Origin of the sequence: Micromonospora arborensis (assembly GCF_003205615.1) — a bacterium.
Taxonomy (GTDB): domain Bacteria; phylum Actinomycetota; class Actinomycetes; order Mycobacteriales; family Micromonosporaceae; genus Micromonospora; species Micromonospora arborensis.
The window spans coordinates 49,331-70,334 of the sequence record NZ_PYBV01000024.1; the positions used below are offsets into that span (position 1 = coordinate 49,331).

The 21,004-nt window shown below is 70.0% G+C and carries 23 protein-coding genes and 1 pseudogene; 8 read left to right on the forward strand and 16 right to left on the reverse strand.

Annotation, left to right across the window (positions count from 1 at the left end):
* Position 1: 1 nt before the first annotated feature.
* Positions 2–394 (reverse strand): hypothetical protein, encoded by a 393-nt coding sequence (locus tag C7C45_RS19640; RefSeq protein WP_110565147.1) that lies wholly within the window; start codon positions 392–394, stop codon positions 2–4.
* A gap of 77 nt (positions 395–471) precedes the next feature.
* Here C7C45_RS19640 and C7C45_RS19645 point away from each other — a divergent pair, with 77 nt between their 5' ends.
* Positions 472–1,602, forward strand: a complete 1,131-nt coding sequence (locus C7C45_RS19645) for a sensor histidine kinase (protein ID WP_110565148.1) — start codon at positions 472–474, stop codon at positions 1,600–1,602.
* Complete coding sequence (locus C7C45_RS19650) at positions 1,599–2,261, forward strand: response regulator (RefSeq protein WP_110565149.1); 663 nt, start codon at positions 1,599–1,601, stop codon at positions 2,259–2,261. Before C7C45_RS19645 ends, C7C45_RS19650 begins: the two co-directional genes overlap by 4 nt.
* A 5-nt stretch (positions 2,262–2,266) precedes the next feature.
* Here C7C45_RS19650 and C7C45_RS19655 read toward each other — a convergent pair whose 3' ends face one another.
* Positions 2,267–2,701 (reverse strand): DUF6223 family protein, encoded by a 435-nt coding sequence (locus C7C45_RS19655; protein ID WP_110565150.1) that lies wholly within the window; start codon positions 2,699–2,701, stop codon positions 2,267–2,269.
* Positions 2,702–3,039: 338 nt separating this feature from the next.
* On the opposite strand from C7C45_RS19655, the gene C7C45_RS19660 reads away from it, so the two are divergent.
* Complete coding sequence (locus C7C45_RS19660) at positions 3,040–3,423, forward strand: hypothetical protein (RefSeq protein ID WP_110565151.1); 384 nt, start codon at positions 3,040–3,042, stop codon at positions 3,421–3,423.
* 1 nt (position 3,424) lies between these two features.
* Here C7C45_RS19660 and C7C45_RS19665 read toward each other — a convergent pair whose 3' ends face one another.
* The 5 genes from C7C45_RS19665 to C7C45_RS19685 all read right to left on the reverse strand — a co-directional run bounded on the left by C7C45_RS19665 (position 3,425) and on the right by C7C45_RS19685 (position 7,406).
* Positions 3,425–4,090, reverse strand: a complete 666-nt coding sequence (locus tag C7C45_RS19665; RefSeq protein WP_244200455.1) for a class I SAM-dependent DNA methyltransferase — start codon at positions 4,088–4,090, stop codon at positions 3,425–3,427.
* Positions 4,091–4,098: 8 nt separating this feature from the next.
* Entirely contained in the window at positions 4,099–4,587 is a 489-nt protein-coding gene (locus C7C45_RS19670; RefSeq protein WP_110565152.1) for a nitroreductase/quinone reductase family protein, read from the reverse strand.
* Between the two features lie 119 nt (positions 4,588–4,706).
* The gene (locus tag C7C45_RS19675) at positions 4,707–5,471 is read right to left on the reverse strand and encodes a hypothetical protein (RefSeq protein WP_146247352.1); all 765 of its coding nucleotides are present in this window, start codon (positions 5,469–5,471) and stop codon (positions 4,707–4,709) included.
* 175 nt (positions 5,472–5,646) lie between these two features.
* Positions 5,647–5,988, reverse strand: a complete 342-nt coding sequence (locus C7C45_RS19680) for an ArsR/SmtB family transcription factor (protein ID WP_208641223.1) — start codon at positions 5,986–5,988, stop codon at positions 5,647–5,649.
* Positions 5,989–6,212: 224 nt separating this feature from the next.
* A complete protein-coding gene (locus tag C7C45_RS19685) occupies positions 6,213–7,406 on the reverse strand; it encodes an endo-1,4-beta-xylanase (protein ID WP_110565155.1) in 1,194 nt (397 codons plus the stop codon).
* A 301-nt stretch (positions 7,407–7,707) separates the two neighbouring features.
* On the opposite strand from C7C45_RS19685, the gene C7C45_RS19690 reads away from it, so the two are divergent.
* Positions 7,708–8,484 (forward strand): nucleotidyltransferase domain-containing protein, encoded by a 777-nt coding sequence (locus tag C7C45_RS19690; RefSeq protein ID WP_110565156.1) that lies wholly within the window; start codon positions 7,708–7,710, stop codon positions 8,482–8,484.
* A gap of 10 nt (positions 8,485–8,494) precedes the next feature.
* On the opposite strand, the gene C7C45_RS19695 is transcribed toward C7C45_RS19690, so the two are convergent.
* The gene (locus tag C7C45_RS19695) at positions 8,495–9,325 is read right to left on the reverse strand and encodes a PIG-L family deacetylase (RefSeq protein ID WP_110565157.1); all 831 of its coding nucleotides are present in this window, start codon (positions 9,323–9,325) and stop codon (positions 8,495–8,497) included.
* Positions 9,326–9,517: 192 nt separating this feature from the next.
* On the opposite strand from C7C45_RS19695, the gene C7C45_RS19700 reads away from it, so the two are divergent.
* Complete coding sequence (locus C7C45_RS19700) at positions 9,518–10,429, forward strand: alpha/beta fold hydrolase (protein ID WP_110565158.1); 912 nt, start codon at positions 9,518–9,520, stop codon at positions 10,427–10,429.
* 11 nt (positions 10,430–10,440) lie between these two features.
* On the opposite strand, the gene prfH is transcribed toward C7C45_RS19700, so the two are convergent.
* The gene (prfH, locus tag C7C45_RS19705; protein WP_110565159.1) at positions 10,441–11,076 is read right to left on the reverse strand and encodes a peptide chain release factor H; all 636 of its coding nucleotides are present in this window, start codon (positions 11,074–11,076) and stop codon (positions 10,441–10,443) included.
* The gene (locus C7C45_RS19710; RefSeq protein ID WP_110565160.1) at positions 11,073–12,260 is read right to left on the reverse strand and encodes an RNA ligase RtcB family protein; all 1,188 of its coding nucleotides are present in this window, start codon (positions 12,258–12,260) and stop codon (positions 11,073–11,075) included. Before C7C45_RS19710 ends, prfH begins: the two co-directional genes overlap by 4 nt.
* A gap of 219 nt (positions 12,261–12,479) precedes the next feature.
* Between C7C45_RS19710 and C7C45_RS19715 the strand changes: the two genes are divergently transcribed.
* The gene (locus C7C45_RS19715; protein WP_110565161.1) at positions 12,480–15,080 is read left to right on the forward strand and encodes a helix-turn-helix transcriptional regulator; all 2,601 of its coding nucleotides are present in this window, start codon (positions 12,480–12,482) and stop codon (positions 15,078–15,080) included.
* Between the two features lie 59 nt (positions 15,081–15,139).
* Here C7C45_RS19715 and C7C45_RS19720 read toward each other — a convergent pair whose 3' ends face one another.
* From C7C45_RS19720 to C7C45_RS35100, 4 genes are all read right to left on the reverse strand, one after another.
* Entirely contained in the window at positions 15,140–15,745 is a 606-nt protein-coding gene (locus tag C7C45_RS19720) for a hypothetical protein (protein ID WP_110565162.1), read from the reverse strand.
* A gap of 4 nt (positions 15,746–15,749) precedes the next feature.
* Positions 15,750–16,358: a hypothetical protein gene (locus C7C45_RS19725; RefSeq protein ID WP_110565163.1), complete on the reverse strand. Its 609-nt coding sequence runs from the start codon at positions 16,356–16,358 to the stop codon at positions 15,750–15,752.
* Positions 16,355–17,698 (reverse strand): hypothetical protein, encoded by a 1,344-nt coding sequence (locus tag C7C45_RS19730; RefSeq protein WP_110565164.1) that lies wholly within the window; start codon positions 17,696–17,698, stop codon positions 16,355–16,357. Before C7C45_RS19730 ends, C7C45_RS19725 begins: the two co-directional genes overlap by 4 nt.
* A 258-nt stretch (positions 17,699–17,956) precedes the next feature.
* Complete coding sequence (locus C7C45_RS35100) at positions 17,957–18,070, reverse strand: LPXTG cell wall anchor domain-containing protein (RefSeq protein ID WP_167454753.1); 114 nt, start codon at positions 18,068–18,070, stop codon at positions 17,957–17,959.
* 47 nt (positions 18,071–18,117) lie between these two features.
* Between C7C45_RS35100 and C7C45_RS35105 the strand changes: the two genes are divergently transcribed.
* Entirely contained in the window at positions 18,118–18,450 is a 333-nt protein-coding gene (locus tag C7C45_RS35105) for a hypothetical protein (RefSeq protein ID WP_244200456.1), read from the forward strand.
* Between the two features lie 55 nt (positions 18,451–18,505).
* Here the strand turns inward: C7C45_RS35105 and C7C45_RS35110 are convergent.
* Both C7C45_RS35110 and C7C45_RS19740 read right to left on the reverse strand, forming a co-directional pair.
* A pseudogene (locus tag C7C45_RS35110) lies at positions 18,506–19,264 on the reverse strand (ice-binding family protein); the annotation flags it as partial.
* Between the two features lie 187 nt (positions 19,265–19,451).
* Complete coding sequence (locus C7C45_RS19740) at positions 19,452–20,111, reverse strand: class I SAM-dependent methyltransferase (protein WP_110565166.1); 660 nt, start codon at positions 20,109–20,111, stop codon at positions 19,452–19,454.
* A gap of 128 nt (positions 20,112–20,239) precedes the next feature.
* Here C7C45_RS19740 and C7C45_RS19745 point away from each other — a divergent pair, with 128 nt between their 5' ends.
* Positions 20,240–20,995 carry an SDR family oxidoreductase gene (locus C7C45_RS19745; protein WP_110565167.1) on the forward strand — a complete coding sequence of 252 codons (756 nt, stop codon included), beginning with the start codon at positions 20,240–20,242 and terminating at the stop codon, positions 20,993–20,995.
* Positions 20,996–21,004 lie beyond the last annotated feature (9 nt).

The window sequence follows — 21,004 nt, forward strand, 5'->3', positions numbered from 1 at the left end:
GTCAACCACCCACCAGCGCAACGAGCCGCACGAAGGCCACATCCAGGTCGGCGAGCAGGTCGATCTCCTCGTCGAGGTCATCGATCTGGCGGTTGCCGACCAGCAGCAGGAAACCGTTACGGGCGAAGGCGGCGCAGGCGGCGTCTGCCTGGTGCTCCCAGTCGAGACGCCTGCCCCGGGCGACCCGGTAGCCGTTCAACGTGGCCTCCGTGTCGGTCGGCTGCACCAGCCCGCGGAAGTGCTCCGGGCGGTGGGCGTTGAATCGGGCGACCTCCTCGCGCACCCGCAGGCGGACCAACTCCCGGGCAGAGATGCGCTCCGGCAACCCGGTCAACGGCCACTGGTCGATGGCTCTCCCGGTCGCTGTCTCGTCCCGCACGATCGCCGTGGCCATCCCGCCAAGCTCCTTGCCTCGAGGTGCGCCGCATCATGGCACGAGCCTCCGACGAAACGCGGGTTAGGCTTCGGCCTATGTCAGGGTCGCGGTGGCGTGGCCGGACGGCGGACACGGCCCTGGTGCTCGCCGTCGGTCTGGTCGCCCTCGTCGGCCTGGTGGTGCAGTCAAGTGGCATCGACACCACCGCCGAATGGACGGCGCTGGTGGTGGTGCTCGGTTCCTCCGCTGCGCTCTGCGTCCGCCGCCGCCATCCGGTGCCGGTCGGCGTGGTGGCGCTGGCCGGCATCGGCGCGTACGGGGCGTTGCTACACAAGCCCGGCCCGATCATGCTGGTGTTCGTCGTGGCGCTCTACACCGTTGTCGACGAGGGATATCTCCGGGTCGCCGTCGGGCTCGGTCTCGCCTCGGTGCTGGCCTTCGCCGTCGCCGACAGCTACAACCGATCCCCGGACACGATGAATGGGGCGACGCTGCTGCACGCTGGTTGGCTGATCGCGGTCATCGTCGGTGTGACCCGCAACCGTCGGGCCTACCTTGCCGAAGCACAGGCCCGCGCGATCGTCGCCGAGCAGCGGATGGAGGAGGAGGCCCGGCGGCGTGCCACCGAGGAGCGGTTGCGCATCGCCCGCGAGCTGCACGACGCGCTCGGTCACCACCTCTCGCTGATCAATGTGCAGGCCAGCGCGGCGTTGCACCGGCCGGACCCGACCCGGTCCGAGCAGGCGCTCACCGCGATCAAACAGACCAGCAAGGAGACGTTGCGGGAGTTGCGTACGACGCTCGGCGTGCTACGGCAGGAGGGTGCGGAGCCGTTGGTGCCCAGGCCGGGCCTGAACCGCCTCGGCGATCTGATCACGGCGGCCGGGCGATCCGAGTTGACGATCCGCACCGAGCTCGCCGAGACCCGGTCGCTGCCGCCGGAGGTCGACCTCGCGGTGTACCGGATCGTCCAGGAGGCGCTCACCAACGTGGCCCGGCACGCGGGCGCCACCGCCGCGGTGGTCCGGATCCGGCCTGACCACGACGACGTGGTGGTGGAGGTGGAGGACGACGGCACCAGCACACCAGGCATGCCCGGCAGCGGGATCCTCGGCATGCGCGAGCGTGCCCGGGCGCTTGGCGGTTCGCTGACCACGGGCGCCCAGCCGGAGGGCGGCTTTCGGGTCTGCGCTCGCCTGCCGCTGCCGGCGGGGGAGCTGGCGTGATCCGGCTGCTGCTCGTCGATGACCAGACCCTGGTACGTGCCGGCTTCCGGTCCATCCTGGAGGGTGAGGACGGCATCGAGGTGGTCGGCGAGGCCGCCGACGGCGCCGAGGCGGTGCGGCTCGCCGGGCAGCTGCGACCGGATGTCGTCCTCATGGACATCCAGATGCCGGTGCTGGATGGCCTCGCTGCCACCGCGAAGATCGTCGCGAGCTGCGCTGCCCGCGTGATCATCCTGACCACGTTCGACCTGGACGATTATGTCTACCGTGCCCTGCGGGCCGGTGCGAGCGGCTTCCTGGTGAAGGACACCGAGCCGGCCGAGCTGATCCACGGGGTGCGGGTGGTCGCCCGTGGCGACGCGCTGATCGCGCCGGCGATCACCCGTCGGTTGATCGCCGAGTTCACCGCCCGGGTCATGCATCCGGACCCCGCGCCGCGACTGAGCGCGCTCACCGAGCGGGAGCGTGAGGTGCTGACGCTGGTCGCCGCCGGCCTCTCGAATGACGAGATCGCGGCGCGGCTGGTGCTGAGTCCAGCGACCGCCAAGACGCATGTCAGCCGGATCATGACCAAGGCGCAGGTCCGGGATCGCGCCCAGCTGGTGATCCTCGCCTACGAGTCCGGCCTGACCGTTCCTGGTTGGCTCGCCCGACCCTGACCACCTCAGGCGGGCAACCGGCCGGCGCGGCGGGAGCGGCCCAGTGCCAGCCCACCGAGGACCACGCTGACCAGCCCGACCGCCAGGGCCACGAAGGCCCCACCACGCCCGTTGCCCGTGCCGATGCCACTGTCGGAGGTGGCCACCACCACACCGCCGAGCGCCATGGCGGTCAGCCCTGCTGCCAGGGCCAGGACGGCGCCGAGCCGCCCGGTGCCGGTGCCGACGCGACTGGCGGGGCGGGCCAGTGCCAGCCCGCCGATGACCGCGCCGACCAGCCCGAGCAGGGCGGCCACGCTGGCACCGAGTCGCCCGGAGCTCATGGCGAGAACAGCTGCGGCGGCCGGTTGGACGGAGGCGTGTGCGGCTGCCGGTGCGGCCAGGTCGATCCCCCCGAGCGGGGCGGCTACGGCGGTGGTGAGCAGGTGACAGATGGACATGGCGTTTCCCCTTCGGTCGTCTGACGGGTACAGCCGGCAGCGTAGGTATCGGAGTGCACGTTGGTCGTCCTGCCGGAGTTGACTCCGCGTCTACCACCAGGGCTGTACGCGTCCTGGGCGTCGTACTGCCGAAGTTGTCATCCCGAGCCTCGAGCTGCCCCTCCACTGGCCGGAAACACTGCTCTGACCTGCGGTTTTGTCGGATCCGAGCAGTGGCTTTCTCCGGCTGGGAGTGGTACGACTGGAGCATCGACCATTCGGCAGCTGCGGTGGTCAGTAGGAGGTAGGGCCGTGCGTCTCTCCAGCACCAGATCCCCGGATCGGCCGGCGAGACCGTCGTGACGGGCCCGGAGAACACCGAGGAGAAGGCAGCCGCCTACAACCGCGGTCTCGACGCGGGCCGGATCGAGCAACGTCTGCAGGGGCACGATGAGCACCTCCGGCATATCAATGGTTCGATCGAATCGATGACCCAGGCGTTGCGAAGTCTCACCGAGGAGCTTCGCGCCAACGTCACCCTGTTCAGTGCCGGTGTGGTCGCGGATCGCCGGGACGCAAAGGAACGGGACAGGATCGCGGAGGTCCGGGTGGAGGAGGCGGACAACGTCGAGTCCCAGAGGACGGTCCGATGGACGGCGTGGCAGCGCTGGTTCGCCGTCGTCGGCGCGATCATCCTGGTGGTCAACTTCGGCCTCGGCCTGTACCTCGCCTTCAACCGCTGACTCAACCGGCTCTGGCCAGCAGGAACGCCTGATCGTCGCGCTCGGTGCCCCGAGCCCGTCGCACCAGGCGGCACTCCTCCCGCAGACCGGCGGCCGCGATTTCGGCGGCGACCTGGTCCACGGCGTAATGGTGTCGCTCAAGGTGGATCTCGTGGCCGAAGCGGCGGTACGCCGCCGACAGGTCACGCGTACCCTCGCCGGCCTGGAATCCGACGAGCAGGTGGCCGGTTGGGCGTAGGACCCGGGCCGCCTCCGCGAAGATGCGGGCCTGCCCGGCGGGAGGTGTGTGGATGGTGGAATACCACAGGAGCACGCCGGCGAACTGGTCGTCCGGGTAGGGGAGGGCGGTCAACGAGCCCACCGTGCACATCAGGTCCGGGTGGTCGCGTCGGGCCATGGCGATCATGCCCGGAGACAGATCGAGGCCCTGCACCTGACACCCGCGCTGGGCGAGGTACCTGCTCATCCGGCCGGGGCCGCACCCCGCATCGAGGACTCGGGCGTCGCCTCTGGACGTCACCGCCTCAACAAAGGCGTCGATCATGGCGAGGTCGAGGGGTGCCTCGGCGCGCGTGTCCGGCAGTTTGTTGGCGTAGGCCTCGGCCACCGTGTCGTAGGCACGTCGCACACCGCGGAAGTCGAGCGGCTCTGCGGGCGAGGAGATCACGAGCCGCATCATTGCACCGCCGAGGCACCACCCGGTCTGGGCTCCAGCACCACCACCGTGGTTTCGGACGACCTTCGCGCCGCGTGGGCGTCGAAGTTCGCGTCGGACTCGCTCCACCGTGGCCACAGTCGCAACCGCTCGTCGTCGGTGGCGGCGCGACCGCGGACCAGCCGCGGCCCGCCGACCACGTCGACGGACGCGTCCGGATGCGCCTGCAGGTTGAGCCACCAGGCGGGCTGGCCCTCACCCCACCCGTTCATCGCCACGGTGACCAGGTTCGGGCCATCCTCGAAGTACGCGACGATGACGCTTCGCTGCTGCCCGGTCCGACGACCGGTAGTGGTCAGCCGCAGCGCACCCCAGCGATTACTGCGTGGCTGCCACAGCCCGACCCGACTGCCGGAGACCTTGTACAGGCCCCGGTGCACCGACCAGGCCAGGCGGATGAACCAACGCGGCGGGAGCCACGGTGCCTTCGCCGTCTGACCGTCCGACATGATCGCCTCCCACCTGGACTGATAACTCAGTCTGCGGGTGTGCGCGCGCCCGGTGTCCTGCTGTCCTTGATCCGACCCAAGACTGGGCCGTTCGATGGACCCCCGTACACCGCCGCCTCCTACCGCTGCCAGGCGTCGAGGGTCTTTGCACCGTCGCGGACAATCCGGTCCAGGAGGGTGGGATCGCCGCTGCTGCCCTCCCACCCCTGGTCGTCGAAGACCGTCACGGCGTTGCCGACACGCGCCACCGCGATCTGGCTGGACCCGTTGCCGCCGGTGCGTGTCCCGTTCAGGTTCGCATAGGGCCACGTCCGGGTCACCAGCAGCGCCTCGTCGCCGACGCCGGGCAGGGTTTGACTCTTGACGGTGGTGGAGTTCTCGAGTTGCGTGTAGGAGGGACACGCCTCCACGGCGGTGCGGACGCGTGCCAGGTACGCCGAGGCGCCGTCACCGTCGAAGGTGAAGATGGTTTGGTGGATCATCCCCTGCGGCGTATTGCCCTCGTTGTCGCCGGGCTTCTTGTAGGTGACGGTCATCGCGGCGCTCGCGGTCACCTGTCGGCCTCCGCTGCCGAACTCGTTGGCACACAGCTTCGGCAGGGCCTCCTCGACGGCCGTCGCACGTCGTGGAGACTTCCGTAGCTCGGACGGCAACTCGATGAAGGCTGACGTCGGGATTGTCGCCGGGGTGCTCGCGCTCGGCGACGGTGACCCGGTCGGATCCACCGCTGCCGCCGCGGTCGTCGGCGCCGGGGTCGACGAGGCCGAGTCGGACGGGTCCGAGGTAGCGGTGCAGGCGGTGGCGACAGCGATGGTGCCCAGCAGCGGGACCAGCACCAGCAGGTTTCGCATACGGGCGGGCTGTGGCGGTGCGTATCGGCTCATGATCACCTCTCGTCGATATTCGAGAGGTTCCCTGTGGTGAGCCGGCCCAAACGACAATGCGCAGCGCCGGACGCCGACCGGACCCACGGGATCGCGGTCGCGCCTACGGTCGGCGCATCGAGCCGCCAGCATCCGCCCGGACGAGGTGCGGCGAGTTGGCTGCTGCTGCGCAGGATCAGCGGGTCTTCTTCGTCGCCCGCTTTCGGGGCGGCGTCAACAGGTCGGCGATCTGTGCGATCGCGGCCGGCACCAGGCGGTAGTACGCCCAGACCCCCCGCTTGTCGCGTTCGAGTAGGCCAGCCTCGGTGAGAATTCGAAGGTGATGACTCACCGTCGGCTGGGAGAGGTTGAGCGCCCCGGTGAGGTCACTGACGGATGCCTCACCTTCCGGCGCGGACTGGATCAGGCTGAGCAGACGCAGTCGAGCCGGGTCGGCGAATGCCTTCAGCACTCCCGCAAGTCGCTCGGCATCGGCCCGCTTGATTGGATCGCCGGTGAGCGGCGAGATCGCAGGCATGGCAGTTTTCGCAGTTCCCACGCGTCCTATCGTTACACCAACACCATCGATAAGCCGGTAGAACCGGCATCAATACTCCAATGGCGTCCGTATGGCTGACCGGGACGACCGAACGTGAGCAATTCTTCGACGTCCGTGGTGGCGGACCGGCCGTGTGGGGCCTCGCGAAGCCCCACACGGCCGCACGGCTGAATCCGCGCCGCCGGATCAGCCGAGTCCACTGGTCAGCGGCGGGGTTTGGGGGTGATCCGCGGCAGGACGTACGGCGGCCCAGCGAAGATCAGGTCGGACTTCAGTTCGTGGTACGCCCGCTTGGGCTGGTAGTTCTCGTCGTAGATCGTGGCCAGGCCCTCCAGTGGGTCGTCGAACCAGCCCGGCACCCAGGAGTGGTTGTCGCTGAACCCCCAGACCGTGTACGACAGGCAGCTGCGGACGGCGAGGCACGCCTTCATCAGCACGCTGAAGTTGGCGGCCGACGCCTGCAACCGGGGGTTGATCTCCTCCGAGTTGCCGGCCTGGACCGCCGCCGTCATCTGACTGCGGACGTCGACCTCGGTGAACGCGGTGGCGACGCCGAGCCCACTGAACTTCTTCAGCGCGGCGGTCACCTGGAGGGTGTCGTAGTTGCCGTACTGGGTGCCCAGGTGGCCCTGGGAGCCGACGCCGTCGATCGGGACACCCTGGGCGCGCAGGCCCTTGGTCATGTCGTAGACGAACTGGGTCTTGTCGTCGGCCGGGTTGCCCGAGCCGAATGCCTCGATGTTGTAGTCGTTGTAGAACAGCAGTGCCTTCGGGTCGGCGGCTCGGGCCCACCGGAACGCGTCGGCGATGTAGCCGGGTCCGAGATTCTCCGCCCAGAAGCCCTTGTAGTGCAGGGTCGACGGGGTGTCCCACGGGTCGCTGACCGCCTCGTTGACCACGTCCCACTGCCAGATCTTGCCCTTGTAGCGGTTGACGACGGTGGTGATGTGCTTGCGCAGCAGGTCGCGCAGCTCCTGCTTGCTGATGGACCCGTCGGCGACGCCACTGGTCAGCCAGCCGGGCAGCTGGTTGTGCCAGACCAGCACGTGGCCGCGCACGCTCTGCCGGTTGCGCTTGGCGAACTCGACAGTTTGGTCGGCCGGCGCCCAGTTGTAGGCGCCGCGGGTGGGCTCCAGACTCTCCCACTTCATCGCGTTCTCGGCGGTGACCGAGGAAAACTCGGAGGCGGCCAGCCTGCGGTACTGCGGGTCGCTGGCGTCGTTGAGGGCATCAATGCTCACCGCGGTGCCGACCTGGAGGCCGTGGCGCAGGCCGAGGGCGGCGAGGCTCTGCGCCGTGGGGTCGTACGGTCGGCTCGCGGTGGCCGGCACAGTGTTCAGCGCCGCGACGGTCGCGACGGCGACCACCCCGACGGTCGTCCACTGTCTCAGCTTCATCTGCCTACCTTTCACATCATCGATAGACGTTAGTCGATCAAGAAGGTGCGGGTCCGGCTGCTGGCGGGTGGGAGCGGAGTGTGGCGCCCGGGTTTGGTCTGCTCGTCCGTGGCGCTGGTAGTTCCGGCCGGAACCGGAAACTTGCTCGAAACGTTAAGGCCGTCGATGTCTGGGCGTCAATGGGGAAAACTTCCGGAAATTGCTCCTGTGAGCTGGGTAGCCCCACGCGTTGCGCGCCCGAAACTTTCGAAGCCCCGCAGCCTGCTGCCGCCTTCCAGGTCGACCCGATACCGTGGCGCGCATGATCGAGCAGCGCACGCAGGCCTACCTTGAGGCGGTCGACAGGGCGCTGCCCGGCTACGTGACCGCCCTGTATGTGGTGGGGTCCGCCGCACTCGGCGCGTGGCAGCCCAACGTGAGCGACGTCGACACGGTGATCCTGACGTCACGGCCGGCCAGCATCGACGACCTCGCCGCACTCGCGGCGGTCCACGCCAGGATGCCGGCGTCACCCCACCTAGACGGGGTCTACCTGGAACCGGCGATGGCGCGATCCTGGCCGAGCGACAAACAAGTCGTACCGTTCGTCGTCAACGGTGAGTTCAGGACGGCCAGGCCCTGCGGAGAGCTCAACCCGGTGCTGTGGTTGACCTTGCAGCGGTACGGCATCCCCGTACGCGGTCCAGCCACGGCCGCGCTGGGTGTGCGCGTCGATCCGGAGGCGCTGCGGCGCTACAACCTGACAAACCTGCGGGAATACTGGCAGTCGGCGGTCGCGACGTTTCCGTCAGCGCTCGCCGGTGTCGCCCCGGACGAGGTCATGGACGCCGAAACGGTCTGCTGGTTCGTGCTCGGGCCACCGCGCCTGCACTACACGCTCGCCCACAGCGACATCATCTCGAAGTCGGCCGCGGGGACGTACCTTGGGCAGCTCTTCCCCGAGTACGCCGCTCTGGCGCAACGAGCAGTCCGCTGGCGTGCGGGGGAGTCCGAACAGTTCACCGCAGCCGACCTCGCCGTCGCCGGCGACATCGTCGACACGGTCGCCGACGACGCCTGGCGCCGCTACGGAGACTGATCCAGATCGATCATCGCAGGCCGGCGAAGAGGTCGTCCTCGGGTGTCGGCGCGCCGGTCCGGTCCTGAACCCGAACGAAGGTCTCCACACCCATCAGCTCGGTGAACCGCTCCCGGCCCAGTTGCAGGAAGAAGATGTTCTCGGTCTGACTGGCATGGGTGGCCAGCGCGTCGAATTTCTGCCCGCCGTAGCTGTTCGTGTCGACCCAGGTGGTGATCTCATCATCGGGTAGGCCGAGCAGCGGCTGCGGCTCCGCCGTCGCGTCGGGCTCGGCCCAGTCGACGCCAAGCTCCTTCATGATCTGCCCGAACTGCTCGAACGCGGTGCGCGGCACGGTGGTCCAGTAGACCTTCGCCGGGATGTCCGTCTGCTCGACCGCGGCCATGGTGATCCGATGAGCCTGGATGTGGTCCGGGTGGCCGTAGAAACCATTCTCGTCGTACGTGACGACCACATCCGGTCGGTACTGCCGGATCAGCTCCGCGAGGCGGCCCGCCGCCTCCGCCACCGGCGTCGTCCAGAACGCGCCGGGCTGGTCGTTGGTCGGCCAACCCATCATCCCGGAGTCGGCGTACCCCAGGGTTTCCAGGTGGCTGACCTTCAACACCGCGCAGCTGGCCTCCAACTCGGCCTGACGCATGGCCACGACAGCGGCCGGGTCGTGCCCCGGGTCACCCGGCTTGACCCCGCCGGGGCCGTCGCCGCACCGCCCGTCGGTGCAGGTCACCAGCACCGTCGTGATCCCCTCCGCCGCATAGCGGGCAAGGACGCCACCGGTGCTCGTCGCCTCGTCGTCCGGGTGGGCGTGCACCGCCATCAAGGTCAGAGGTCGCTCAGCCATGCCATCACCCTACGGGCGTTGCCCGCCGTGAGTCGTAGAGGGCGGGGTAGTGACCTGACCGGCGGAACGCATCCTAGCCAGCTCGGGATCGCGCGGTGCCGATCACGTGCAAACCGCGATCGGCAGCGCTGCGGCTCCCTACATTGGGCGTAGCCAGCACATCCGAGAGGTTGGGGCGCGAGGAGAAGGTCAATGGCGGGGGCGCAAGCGAAGGCGCCGTTCGGCGACGTGCGACAAGTCGACGCCGGGGTCCTGAACATCGGGTACGTCGACGCCGGGCCGGCCGACGGCGCCGCCGTGATCCTCCTGCACGGCTGGCCGTACGACATCCACAGCTTCGTCGACGTCGTGCCGGTGCTCACCGCCGCCGGCCACCGGGTCGTGGTGCCGTACCTACGTGGCTACGGCACGACCCGATTCCTCTCCGACGACACCATGCGCAACGGCGAGCCGGCGGCCGTGGGGCTCGACCTCATCGCCCTCATGGACGCCCTGAAGATCGACACTGCGAAGCTCGCCGGGTTCGACTGGGGTGCGCGTACGGCCGACGTCGTGGCCGCCCTGTGGCCCGAGCGCTGCCGTGGGTTGGTTTCGGTGAGTGGCTACCTGATCGACGGTCAGGCGTCGGGCAAGGTGCCGCTGCCGCCAAAGGCGGAGCTGGCGTGGTGGTATCAGTACTACTTCGCCACCGAACGCGGCCGGGACGGGTACGACAAGAACCGGCGTGACTTCGCCCGGCTGATCTGGCAGACCGCGTCCCCGAAGTGGTCGTTCGACGATGCCACCTTCGAGCGCAGCGCGGCCGCGTTCGACAACCCCGACCACGTCGACGTCGTGATCCACAACTACCGGTGGCGGCTGGCCCTGGCCTCCGGCGAGTCGCAGTACGACGAGGTGGAGAAGCGCCTGGCCGCGAAGCCGAAGATCACGGTGCCCAGCATCTCCCTGGAAGGCGATGCCAACGGCGCTCCCCACCTGGAGCCCAGCGTCTACGGCAAACAGTTCGCCGGGCAGTACGAGCACCGGACCGTCGGCGGCGGTGTCGGGCACAACCTGCCCCAGGAGGCGCCCCAGGCATTCGCGGACGCCGTGCTGGAGGTCTGACCCGCCCCCCGCTACCCGCTGCGGCCCGGTCGCTGCGGCTCCGGACGTTCCACCCGTACGGGGTCGCCGCGTACCAACTCGTCATGGATGCGCCAGCGGGCGGTGGTGACGGCACGCCGCGCCGCCTCGTCGCCGTGCTCGATGCGCTGCCGCAGCAGTTGCAGGGCGATGCGGCGGTTGAGGCTGAACTGCCGCTCCTCATCCACCACGACGACGATGCCGGACGGACGGTGTGTCGCTCGTACCGCAGTGCTGGCCTTGTTGCGGTGCTGACCACCCGGACCACCGGTACGGCAGGCGACGATGTCGACGTCCGCCTCCACGAAGGTCGTCGGCGGGGCGTCGCGGTGCGGCGGCTGGGCGGTGACGTACCAGTTCTTTCGACCGGCGCTCGTCCGGTACGGGCTGGGCGCCTGCCAGCACAGCGTGCCGGTCCAGGAGGCGGCGAACGCTTCGGCACCGCCACCGGAGATCTGGATGAGCACCGATCGGTAGGTGCCGTGCCGGTCACCGGGCACGGCCTGGACCTGCTGGATCGTCAGACCCCGACCGGTGCCGTCCGCGTTCAGACGGTGCAGCAACTGGGCGAGTGCCCAGGCGCACTCCTGCGGGCCGCGCCCGGCGGACAGCAGCAGGAGCGCGCTCACGACCGGCCTCGCGAGCCGCGGCGGCCCCGCCGGTCCGACCGTGCCGTCGATCCGAGATCGGGCGTCTTGTAGGTAACCACGGGAATCGTGCTGACCACCGGCGTGGCCAGGGCGTGCTCGACAAGGTCGGCGATCACCTGCTCGATGCGCTTGTACGCGGTGGGCGCCTCCTCGAAGAGCAGTTGGCGCTCGCCGCACACCACCAGCGAGCCCACCGGCGTCCGGCGTAGCTCCTCGACCGTGTGCTTGGCGCGGCCCCGCCGCAGGGCGTCGGCGCGCGACATCTTGCGGCCGGCGCCATGCGCCACCGAGTGGTTGGCCTCCGGCCCGGCGTGGGCGGCCACCAGGTAGGACGCCGTGCCCCGCGAACCGGCGACGAGAACGTCACGGCCGTCACCGGGCGCCGCGCCCTTGCGGTGCAGGTAGACCCCGTCGCGGACCTCGACCAGGTTGTGGCACTCGTCGACGATCGGTTCGCAGGGCTCGGCCCCCAGCGCGTACGCGACCCGGGCCGCCAGCACCCGGCGGTTGAGCGAACCCCAGCGCACGGCCTCGTCGTGCCTCGTCAGGTAGGCGGCAGGATCGGGGGCGGCGCCGGCGCCGTGGACCTCGGTGTGCGCCCGGAGGATCCGCTCGCCCAGACCACGGGAACCGCTGTGGACGATGAGCACGAGGTCGCCGGCGTTCAGCCCGAGGCGGGTCGCGTGGCTCGTGTCGAGGAGGGTGTCGACGCGGGCCAACTCGACGAAGTGGTTGCCTCGTCCGACTGTCCCGAGACCGTCCAGGTGACCGGCTGGGACGTCACCCGCAACGACGCCCCAGGCCGGGTCGTCGGCGTCCTGCTCCGGGTCCAACGCACGGTCGAGGTCGGGAAACCGGGAGGCCAGCCGCTCCGGCACGGCACGCTTGAGCTTGATGGGGAACACAGCGATGCCGCTGCCGATGTCGGAGCCCACCAGGAACGGGTAGAGCACGGTCGACGCCATGGCCGCACCGATCGGCGCACCCTTGCCGGGATGCAGGTCCGGCATCGCCGCAACGTGGACCATGCCGTCGAGGGCGGCGACCTGCTGGCACTGCGCCAGCGCATCGGACTCGATCCAGCTCGCGGGTGAGGCGAACACCGTGACGGTGGCCGGGGTGGACGAGGGCAGGGACTCCCGAGGGGAGTGGTTCTGGGACAAGGAAGCTCACTGTTCGCTGAGACGCAGGAACGGACGACGTGACGCCCTCCGGGAGGCGTCACCGGGGGCGGAGCAGGGGTGGATCCGTCAGTACGTCATGGACGTCACTCTCGCGGAGCCCGTCGCGTACGGCAAACGATTTTCAGCGGCACTGACGGTAGCGCGACAGTTGTCGGATGACTGATCGCCGCTGGCCAGCGGCCAGGTCACTATCCGAACATGCTGACAGGGCGTGACGGCCTGCTCGCGGAGGCCCGCACCGCGCTGGTGCGGGCGTCCGGCGTCGTGTTGGTCGGCCCGGCAGGTGTCGGGCGAACCGCACTCGCCCGCGCCGTCGTCGCAGACCTGCCGTCCCGACTGTTCGGCGAAGCTTGGATCACGGCGACCGAAGCGAGCAAAGAGGTGCCGTTTGGCGCGCTCGGCCGACTCCTCAACGGTGGTCACCCATCCCTGCACCCAGCTCTGGTGCACCACACCGTGCTGGCCGCCCTGCACGAGCGGTGCGGCCGTGGGCGTACCCCGGTCCTGGTCGTCGACGACGCCCACCTGCTCGACGGGCCGTCCGCCGGCGTGCTGCTCGGTCTCGTCCAGGCCCGTGTGGTCCGCGCGCTGGTCACCGCCCGGTCCGGGGTCCCGGCCCCGGACGCGGTCGTCGCACTGTGGAAGGACGTCGAGCTGTCCCGGCTGTTCGTGCCGGCCCTCACCGAGGACGCGGTCGGCGCACTGGCCGAGCAACGGTTGTCCGGCCCGGTCAGCCGCACCACGACACAGTTGCTGTGGCAGTGGACGGGTGGGCTGCCGCAACTGGTGGTCGCGTTGATCGACCACGGGCGGGAGGTCGGTTCGCTGGTGCGCGACACCGACCAGTGGCGGTGGAGGGCCCCACTCGCGGTGCCGGCGCAGGTCGCCGACCTGCTCGACCGGGAACTGGACCGGGTTGGCCGCCCCGGCGAGGACGCCCTGGCCGCGATGGCCCTCGGCGGGCCCTTGCCGCTGTCCGTCGTGGAGGCGGCCGCGTCACCGGAGTTGATCGCCGATCTCGAACAGCTCGGCATGGTCCGCAGCGAGCAGAGCGACGATCAGATCCTGGTCCGGCTGCGCCACCCCATGCTCGGGGCCGCGGTACGCCGCCGGATGTCGCCCGCGCGCCGCCGCCGGGTGTCCGCCGCGCTGTTGGCCAGCGCGCCACCGGCCGCGACCCGAGGACCACACGCGATGGCCAGCGCGCTGTGGGCGGTGCACGCCGGTCAACCGGTCGGGTCGGCCGAGCTGATCAGGTCGGCCAGCCTCTGCCTGTACGCGGATCCGGCCGCCTCGGAACAGCTGGCCCGGCGGGCCCGGGAGCGCGGTGGCGGAGCACCGGCAGCGGTAGCGCTCGCCGCCGCCCTCGTCGAGCAGGGTCGGACCGCTGAGGCGTACGAGGCGCTGGTCGCGGCACAACGTGCCGCCGAGGCCGCCGATGATCGTGGTGCCCAGGTGACCGTCCGGGTGGCGCTGGCCAGGCACCGCGCCTGGGTGGGGCGTGAGCCCCGGCAGGCGTACGACGACCTGCTGCGGATTCACGCGGACGCCGAGGCGGCCGGTGACACGGCCGGGCGGGCGGAGGCGGCGTCCGCCGCCGTGGTGGTCCAACTCTTCAGCGGGCAGGCCGCGAGGGCGCTGCACGGTGCCCGCGAGTTGCTGGCCGAGTCGCCTCCGCCCGCCGGCCAACTGCGGGTCACGTTGGCGTCGGTGGCCGCGCTGGTGCTGACCGGGCGCACAGCGGAGGCGGCACGGGTGGGCCGTGCGGCCGTCGCGGCGGTGGAGCGGGCCGGCTCGTCGGCACTGCCGTTGGCCCGTGGCATGGCCGGGGCGGCGCTGGCGTTCGCCGAACTGTGGCGGGAGCCCACCCCGACCGGTCCGGTGACGGACCCGGCCGCGGGACGGTGGCCGATGCCCAACGACCCGCTGGTCTCCGGTCTGTCCCACACCGCGTGGCCGGTCTTCGACGGGTACGCCCAGCGGATCAGCGGTGACCGGGCCGGGGCGATCAGCCGGCTCCGCGACGCCGTCGCACAGCAGGCCGACGGGGAGGGACTGTTCCGCTCCGAGGCCGCCGGATGGCTCGCCATCACCCTGGCCGAGGACGGCCACCCGGACGAGGCCGAAGCCGTGCTCCGGGAACACCCCGTCGACGCGGTCACGCTGGTGCCGGGCCTGCGGCCCTGGGCGACGGCCGCGGTAGCCGCCGCGGCCGGCCAGCGGTCCCGGGCGGCTCGCCTGATGGACGAGGCGATCGTCATCGCTCATGCGTCCGGGTGCTGGCTGGTGGAACTGGGTTACCTCATCTACGCCGCGCACCTCGATCCGGTCGCCGGCCCGTCCAGGTACGCGGACCGCATCGCCGAAGCCCTCGGGCACGTGGACGCCGAACGGCTCGTCACCGCCGGCCGGGCGGTGATCGCGCTGGCCGGTCGAAACCCGTCGGTGCTGCTTGAGCACGCCCACCGCCTGCTCGACGTGAACATGACCGGCGAGGCGCTGAAACTGGTCGACGAGGTCACTCGGCATGCCGGCACGTCCGACAGCACGCGGCTCTTCGTCGCCCTGCGCACCCGACTCCGGGCTGCGGCACCGGGCGACCCGGCGGTGGCGGCGGGGCTGACCGCGCGGGAGACGCAGATCGCCGGGTTCGCCGCCCGTGGCCTGTCCGACCGGGAGATCGCCGACCAGTTGGTGCTGTCGGTGCGTACGGTGCAGACGCATCTGGGTCGGGCGTACCGCAAACTCGCGGTGACCTCCCGGCGTGAACTGTCCGACGCGTTACGCCTGGTCGGCTGAGGGGCCGGGTGACGACCGCGGCGCACGACGCACCGCGGACGTCACCCGTCCGGGAACCGCTAGGTGCTCCTCGTGTAGCAGGTGACCTGTCCGTTGGAGTCCTCGTGGCACTCCGCCCCCTTGGCGCCGAGAACGTTTATCGTGCCGGCCAGGACGGTCAACCCGAAGCCGGTCAGGATCCCCAGGCCCACTCTCTTGGCCAACTCCGCAAAGTTGGCGGTGACGTCCAACCGGAACGTGACCGACGCGTACCGGATCTGCTCCCACAGCTCCGCGATGCGCGGGTCGTGACCAGTGATGCTGAAGTCGTCGCTGCTGTGCTCGTCGGTCACCCGACCACTCGCGACGGCCACGAACACGTTCTTGTTCTGGTCCACCACGTTCGGCGCGGCGGCGAAACTCCAGCTGTGGCTGAGAAGCCCGTTCTCGTGGACGTGGCCCTGGAACCAGTAGTGGCCGTCGCTGGCCATCCGCAACCACGCGGTGCCCTTGACGCTCGACGGCAACAGGCTGCCGGAGAACGTGTTGCTCCACTCCTGCTCCAGCCGGTCCATCGCCGTCCGGGTCGATCCGCCCGGATGCCCGACCTGTGCGCCGACCTGGCGCAGGGTCAGCGGTGCCCGAATGTCGAGATACTGAGCGGCGGCCGTACGGACGCTGGTCACGCCGTCACTCCCTCGACTTCCACATGTGCACGGTGCCGTTCTCGTCCTTGTAGGCGTGGACCTTGCCCGGCTGACCGAAGAACGCGACCCACCCGGCGACCACCGCACCGACGATGACCAGCGGAATCCACTTCAGGATGTTGCCGATCAGTTGGCCCACGTTCATCGACACGCTCAGCCGGAAGTTCACCGTGGCGTTGCTGAGCTGCTCCCAGTACTGCCCGATCCGCGGATCCTGGCCGAGCTCGGCGAAGTCGTCACTGCTGCTGTTGTCCGACACCTTGCCGCTGGCGGAGAAGACGAAGGCGTTGCCGTCAGCGTCCACGAAGGCCGGCGTGGCCACGAACGACCAACTGTGCGAGACCGCCCCGTTCTCGTGCACGTGGCCCTCGAACATGTAGTGGCCGTCGCTGAACAACCGCAGCCACGCGCTGCCCTTCACGCTGGAGGGCAACAGGCTGCCGGAGAACCACTCGCTCGACGTCTGGTCCAGTTGCACCAGCAGCCGTCGGCTGGACCCGGTGGGGTGGCCGATTTCGCCGCCGACCTCCCGCATCGTCATCGGCGCCTCGAACCGGAGATACTTCCCAGCCGCTTGACGCAGGCTGGTCATGACGTGGTCACCAAAATCGGGAGCAGCGCCCGACCGGTCGGCAGCGGACCCAGCGCCTTGCCCAGGACCGCCCCGACCGCCTTGAGCGGGTCGGCCACCCGCATGGCGTGCCCCCGGGTGGGGGAGGTGGTCAACAGGTCGCCGGGGCGAACCGCACCGTGTGTCGCGTCGACCAGGCAGTACACCTTGCCGGCCAGGGCCAGCGGCCGCCGCTTGTCGCTGTCCGGCTGGCGGTCCAGGACCATCGCCGGGGCGAAGCTGCCCGCTCCGGAGACCACGCCGGCCACCGCGCTGTCGTACGGCTTGTCGGCCAGTTCCAGCGCACCGGTCTCGCCGATGACCAGCACCGCGCCGGGAATTGCCGCGGTCAGGTGACCGTCGGCGACGTCGAACTCCTCGGCCAGGTCGGCGTTGCTGAGCGAGATGTCGCCGTGCACACCGTCGATGACCACGGTGTACGCCCGGGTGTCCGGGTTGGCGAAGGACATCGAGCTCTGGTCGCCACTGATCGCGACGGTGTACGTGCGGGTCTTGCTGTGGCAGAACTTGATGTGGTTGCTCGTGCCGTCGAGGTCGACCTGGTTCGCGGCGACGATCTTCGAGCTGACGGCGTTGGTCGCGGACATGTTGGTCGCGGTGACGCTGGGGCTGTTCAGGTTGTTGGCTGCCCACAGGTCACCGGTGGTGCCGTTGAGTAGCAGCTTGTACTGCCGGGTGTCCGGGTGGGCGAACGCCATCGAGCTCTTCTCACCGTCGATACCGATGGTGTACGTGCGGGTCTTGCTGTGGCAGAACTTGACGTGGTTGTTCGGGCCGTCCAGGTCGACCTGGTTCGCGCTGAGGCTGCGGCTGTTGACATTGTTGGCTGCCCACAGGTTGCCGTTCTGCCCGTCCAGGACCGTGGTGTAGGCGCGTTTGTCGTTCGCCAGGCTGATGGTGCTGGTGCCGCCGTTCATCCCGATGGTGTACGCGCGGGTCTTGAAGTTGGTGAGCACCAGGCCGTTGTCGGCACCGTCGAGGACGACGGCCCGCGCGGCCACAGTGTCCGCGGTGATGGTCGTCGGCGGCGACGGGGTCGGCGTCGTCGGAGCCGCCTGGGCGTCACCCTTGACGACCGGAGCCGACGTGGCGGGCGGTCCGTCCGCGCGCTGCGCCTGCTCGGTCTGGCGGGCCTGCTCGGGTGCGCGGACCGGCGGCGGCGCGGGTGCGGCGGTGTCCGCCTTGGCGGGCGCGTCGTCCGGGGTGCTCCGCTGCGGCGGTGTGATCGGTGGGGTGGTAGGCCGGGCGATCGCCTCGGCGCTGTCCGGGTTGCTGGCCTTCGAGGCCTCGTTGCTGGTCATGCATCCATTGCACCGGCCAGCCAGCCGCCAATCGTCGGTAGTCGCTACGTAGGTTGCGCGACCCGACTACGCAGCGGACGTTCTGCGTCGCCGCCTCGACCTGGACTGAGAGGGCCGCACGGCGACGGCTCCTTGTGCCGCACACCGCCTGGCGTACCCGTCGTCGGGCCCGCCCCCAACTGGGAGCGGGCCCGACGGCGGACAGGATGGTGAGTGCTGGGGTGGCCCGGCCGGCAGATCACCGGCCGGACTCACCGGTCAGGACTCCTGGCGTCGACGCCGCGCGAGGAGGAACGCGAACGCGCCCAGTACGACCATCGCGCTTCCGATGCCCGTCATGGCCGGGACCACGCCGCCACCGGTCACGGGCAAGATGGGCTTCTTGCCACCCGGGCTGCCGGGTGCTCCAGGGCTGCCAGGTGCTCCGGGTGCTCCAGGGCTACCGGGTGCTCCAGGGCTACCGGGTGCGCCGGGGCTACCGGGTGCGCCGGGGCTGCCAGGTGCGCCGGGGCTACCGGGTGCGCCGGGGCTACCGGGTGCGCCGGGGCTACCGGGTGCGCCAGGACTGCCAGGTGCGCCGGGGCTACCGGGTGCGCCGGGGCTGCCAGGTGCGCCAGGACTGCCAGGTGCGCCGGGGCTACCCGGTACGCCGGGGCTGCCGGGCGGACCGGATGGCCCGGGTGGACCGGATGGCCCGGGTGGGCCGGAGGGTCCGGGTGGGCCCGTCGGTCCGGCGCAGACCGGAGCGGTGATGGTGTTGGTGTCGAGGGTGACAGCCGCGGTGCGCGCCAGCGCGCGTCCCTGGAGGGTCGCGCCCGTGGCCATCGTGATCGCCGCCTGGGCCATGATGGTGCCCACGAAGGTGGTGCCCGTGCCAATCGTCGCCGAGCTGCCGATCTGCCAGAAGACGTTGCAGGCCGAAGCGCCGTTGATCGGGACGACGCTGCTTTCCGCCGCGGTCGTCAGCGAGGAATCGATCTGGAAGATGAACACGGCCGCGGGGTTGCCCTGGCCGTTCAGTGTCAACGCCCCGGTCAGTTGCGCGGCCCCGATGCGGTAGACACCGGGGTTGAGCGTGTTGCCGCCGAGTTCTGCGGGAAGGATGGTGAAGGGCGTTCGTCCGGCGGCGTCGTTGTAGGCGATGGTGAGGTCACTCTGCGCCTGGAGAGCCTCGGCGTCGCCGAGGTGGATCTCGCCGCCGATGGTTGCCTCGTCGAAGCCCGTCGCGGTGTTGCCCGGGAATCGTCCGAGGTTTTGAGCCAGGAAGCTCGGGCCGGTGTTGGTCGGCTCGGCTCCGGCGAGGACGGAGTAGTCACCGGCTGTCCCCAAGTTCACGGGTGCATCCGCCGCATTGGCCGGGTTCGAGCTGAGCAGTAGAAGGCTGGCTGCGAGGACGGCCGCTGCGGACGCCGCGAGTGCTGGCAGTAGCCTTCGTCGAAGACGAAGATGATTGGGTTTTGCTGTCACAGGAACACCCTCCGTGGGTACTACTTCGCAGGGGTGCCTGGTGAGCCACGCCCTGCGCGAAACGGCCTGGATGGGCACGCTAAGTGCGCTGACCACCACATCACGTCATGGGCGCGTATGCCCACAAAACGGAATAATGGGTACGCCCCGGTGCTCAATACCCATTCACCTTCATGTTCCTGTTATTACGCACAGTGATTGACTGCGGCCTGGCCGGACGTGCCGACAGTGCGCGTCAAGGGGGCCGACAGCAGCGTGGCTTTCGTGTATCTGCGCAGCCCCGCGATCATGCTCGGTGCTGGTTGACCGCTCCGGGCTTGATCGCCCGGCCGTGGACACAGGGTGAGGATGGACTGTTGCTGGCGGCCGGGAAACGGAACCGGCGCAGCTCCTCGATCACGAACCCCGCGGCCTCGATGGCGGCGACGGTGTCGCGGTTGGTGTGGCAGCCGGCGAACAGCGTCGGCCACAGTGTCGCGTCGACCAGCCGTTGGGCTCGTTGCAGCCGGCTGTGCCTCTCGGCGGCGACGTGCTCGAAGAAGCGCAACTCGCCGCCGGGGCGCAGCACTCGGCGGGCCTCGGCGAGTGCGCTCGCCTGATCCGGCACGGTGCACAACACCAACGCGACCACGGCCGCGTCGAACTCGCCGTCACCGCCGGGCAGTGCCTCGGCCAGACCGTCGACGACCGTGACCGGCACCCGCGCGGTCGATGCCGCCCGCTGGGCAGCGGTCCGCAGACGTCGTTCCGGCTCCACCGCCACCACCTCGGTCACCCCGAGCGGATAGTGGGAGAACATGCGGCCGTTGCCCGCGCCGATCTCGATCACCCGGCCGGAGAGGCCGGCGGCCAGGTCCCGCCGGAACTCGGCCGTGCCCGCGCGGTCCATGGCGACACTGAGCCGCTCGTAGACCCGGGCGAACACCGGGTGCGATACCGCGGCCATGTTGACCTCCAGCGGTGAGGTGATCTCCGTATCGCTGTTCTCCGGCGATTGTCCTGCACCGGCACACGGTTTCCGTCTTACTGGTTGGCAGGCGATTCAACCGAGCGCAGACGGGACGTGGTTCGACCATGAAGATCGTCGTCATCGGTGGCAGCGGCCTCATCGGCTCCAAGCTCGTGCGGAGCCTCGGTGCCCAGGGTCACGAGGCGGTGCCGGCATCGCCGAAGACCGGTGTGAACACGCTGACCGGCGACGGAGTGGCGGCGGCGCTCGTCGGTGCCGACGTCGTCGTCGACGTGTCGAACTCGCCGTCGTTCGAGGACTCCGCCGTACTGAATTTCTTCGAGACCTCCACCCGGCATCTCCTCGCCGCCGCGACGGACGCCGGGGTGGGCCACTACGTGGCGCTCTCCGTCGTGGGCTCCGACCGACATCCGGACAGCGGCTACCTGCGGGCCAAGGTCGCCCAGGAGAAGCTCATCGTCGCGTCCGGAATCCCGTACTCGCTGGTGCACGCCACGCAGTTCTTCGAGTTCATCCAGGGGATCATCGACGCCGCCACGGACGGCGACACCGTGCGCCTCGCGCCGGTGCTCATCCAGCCGATGGCGGCGGACGACGTCGCGGCCGAGGTGGCCGAGGTCGCCCTCAGCGCGCCCACGAACGCTGTGGTCGAGGTCGGTGGCCCGGAGCAGTTCCGGCTCGACGAGCTGGGGCGAACCGTCCTCGTGGCACAGCAGGACCCGCGGTCGGTGGTGGCAGACCCCGACGCCCGGTACTTCGGCACCAGGCTGGGCGAGCGCTCGCTCCTCCCCGGCGACGGCGCCCGCATCGCCGGTACGCGCCTCGACGACTGGCGTACGCGGGCAACCCGCGGAAAGTGACCCAGTCCG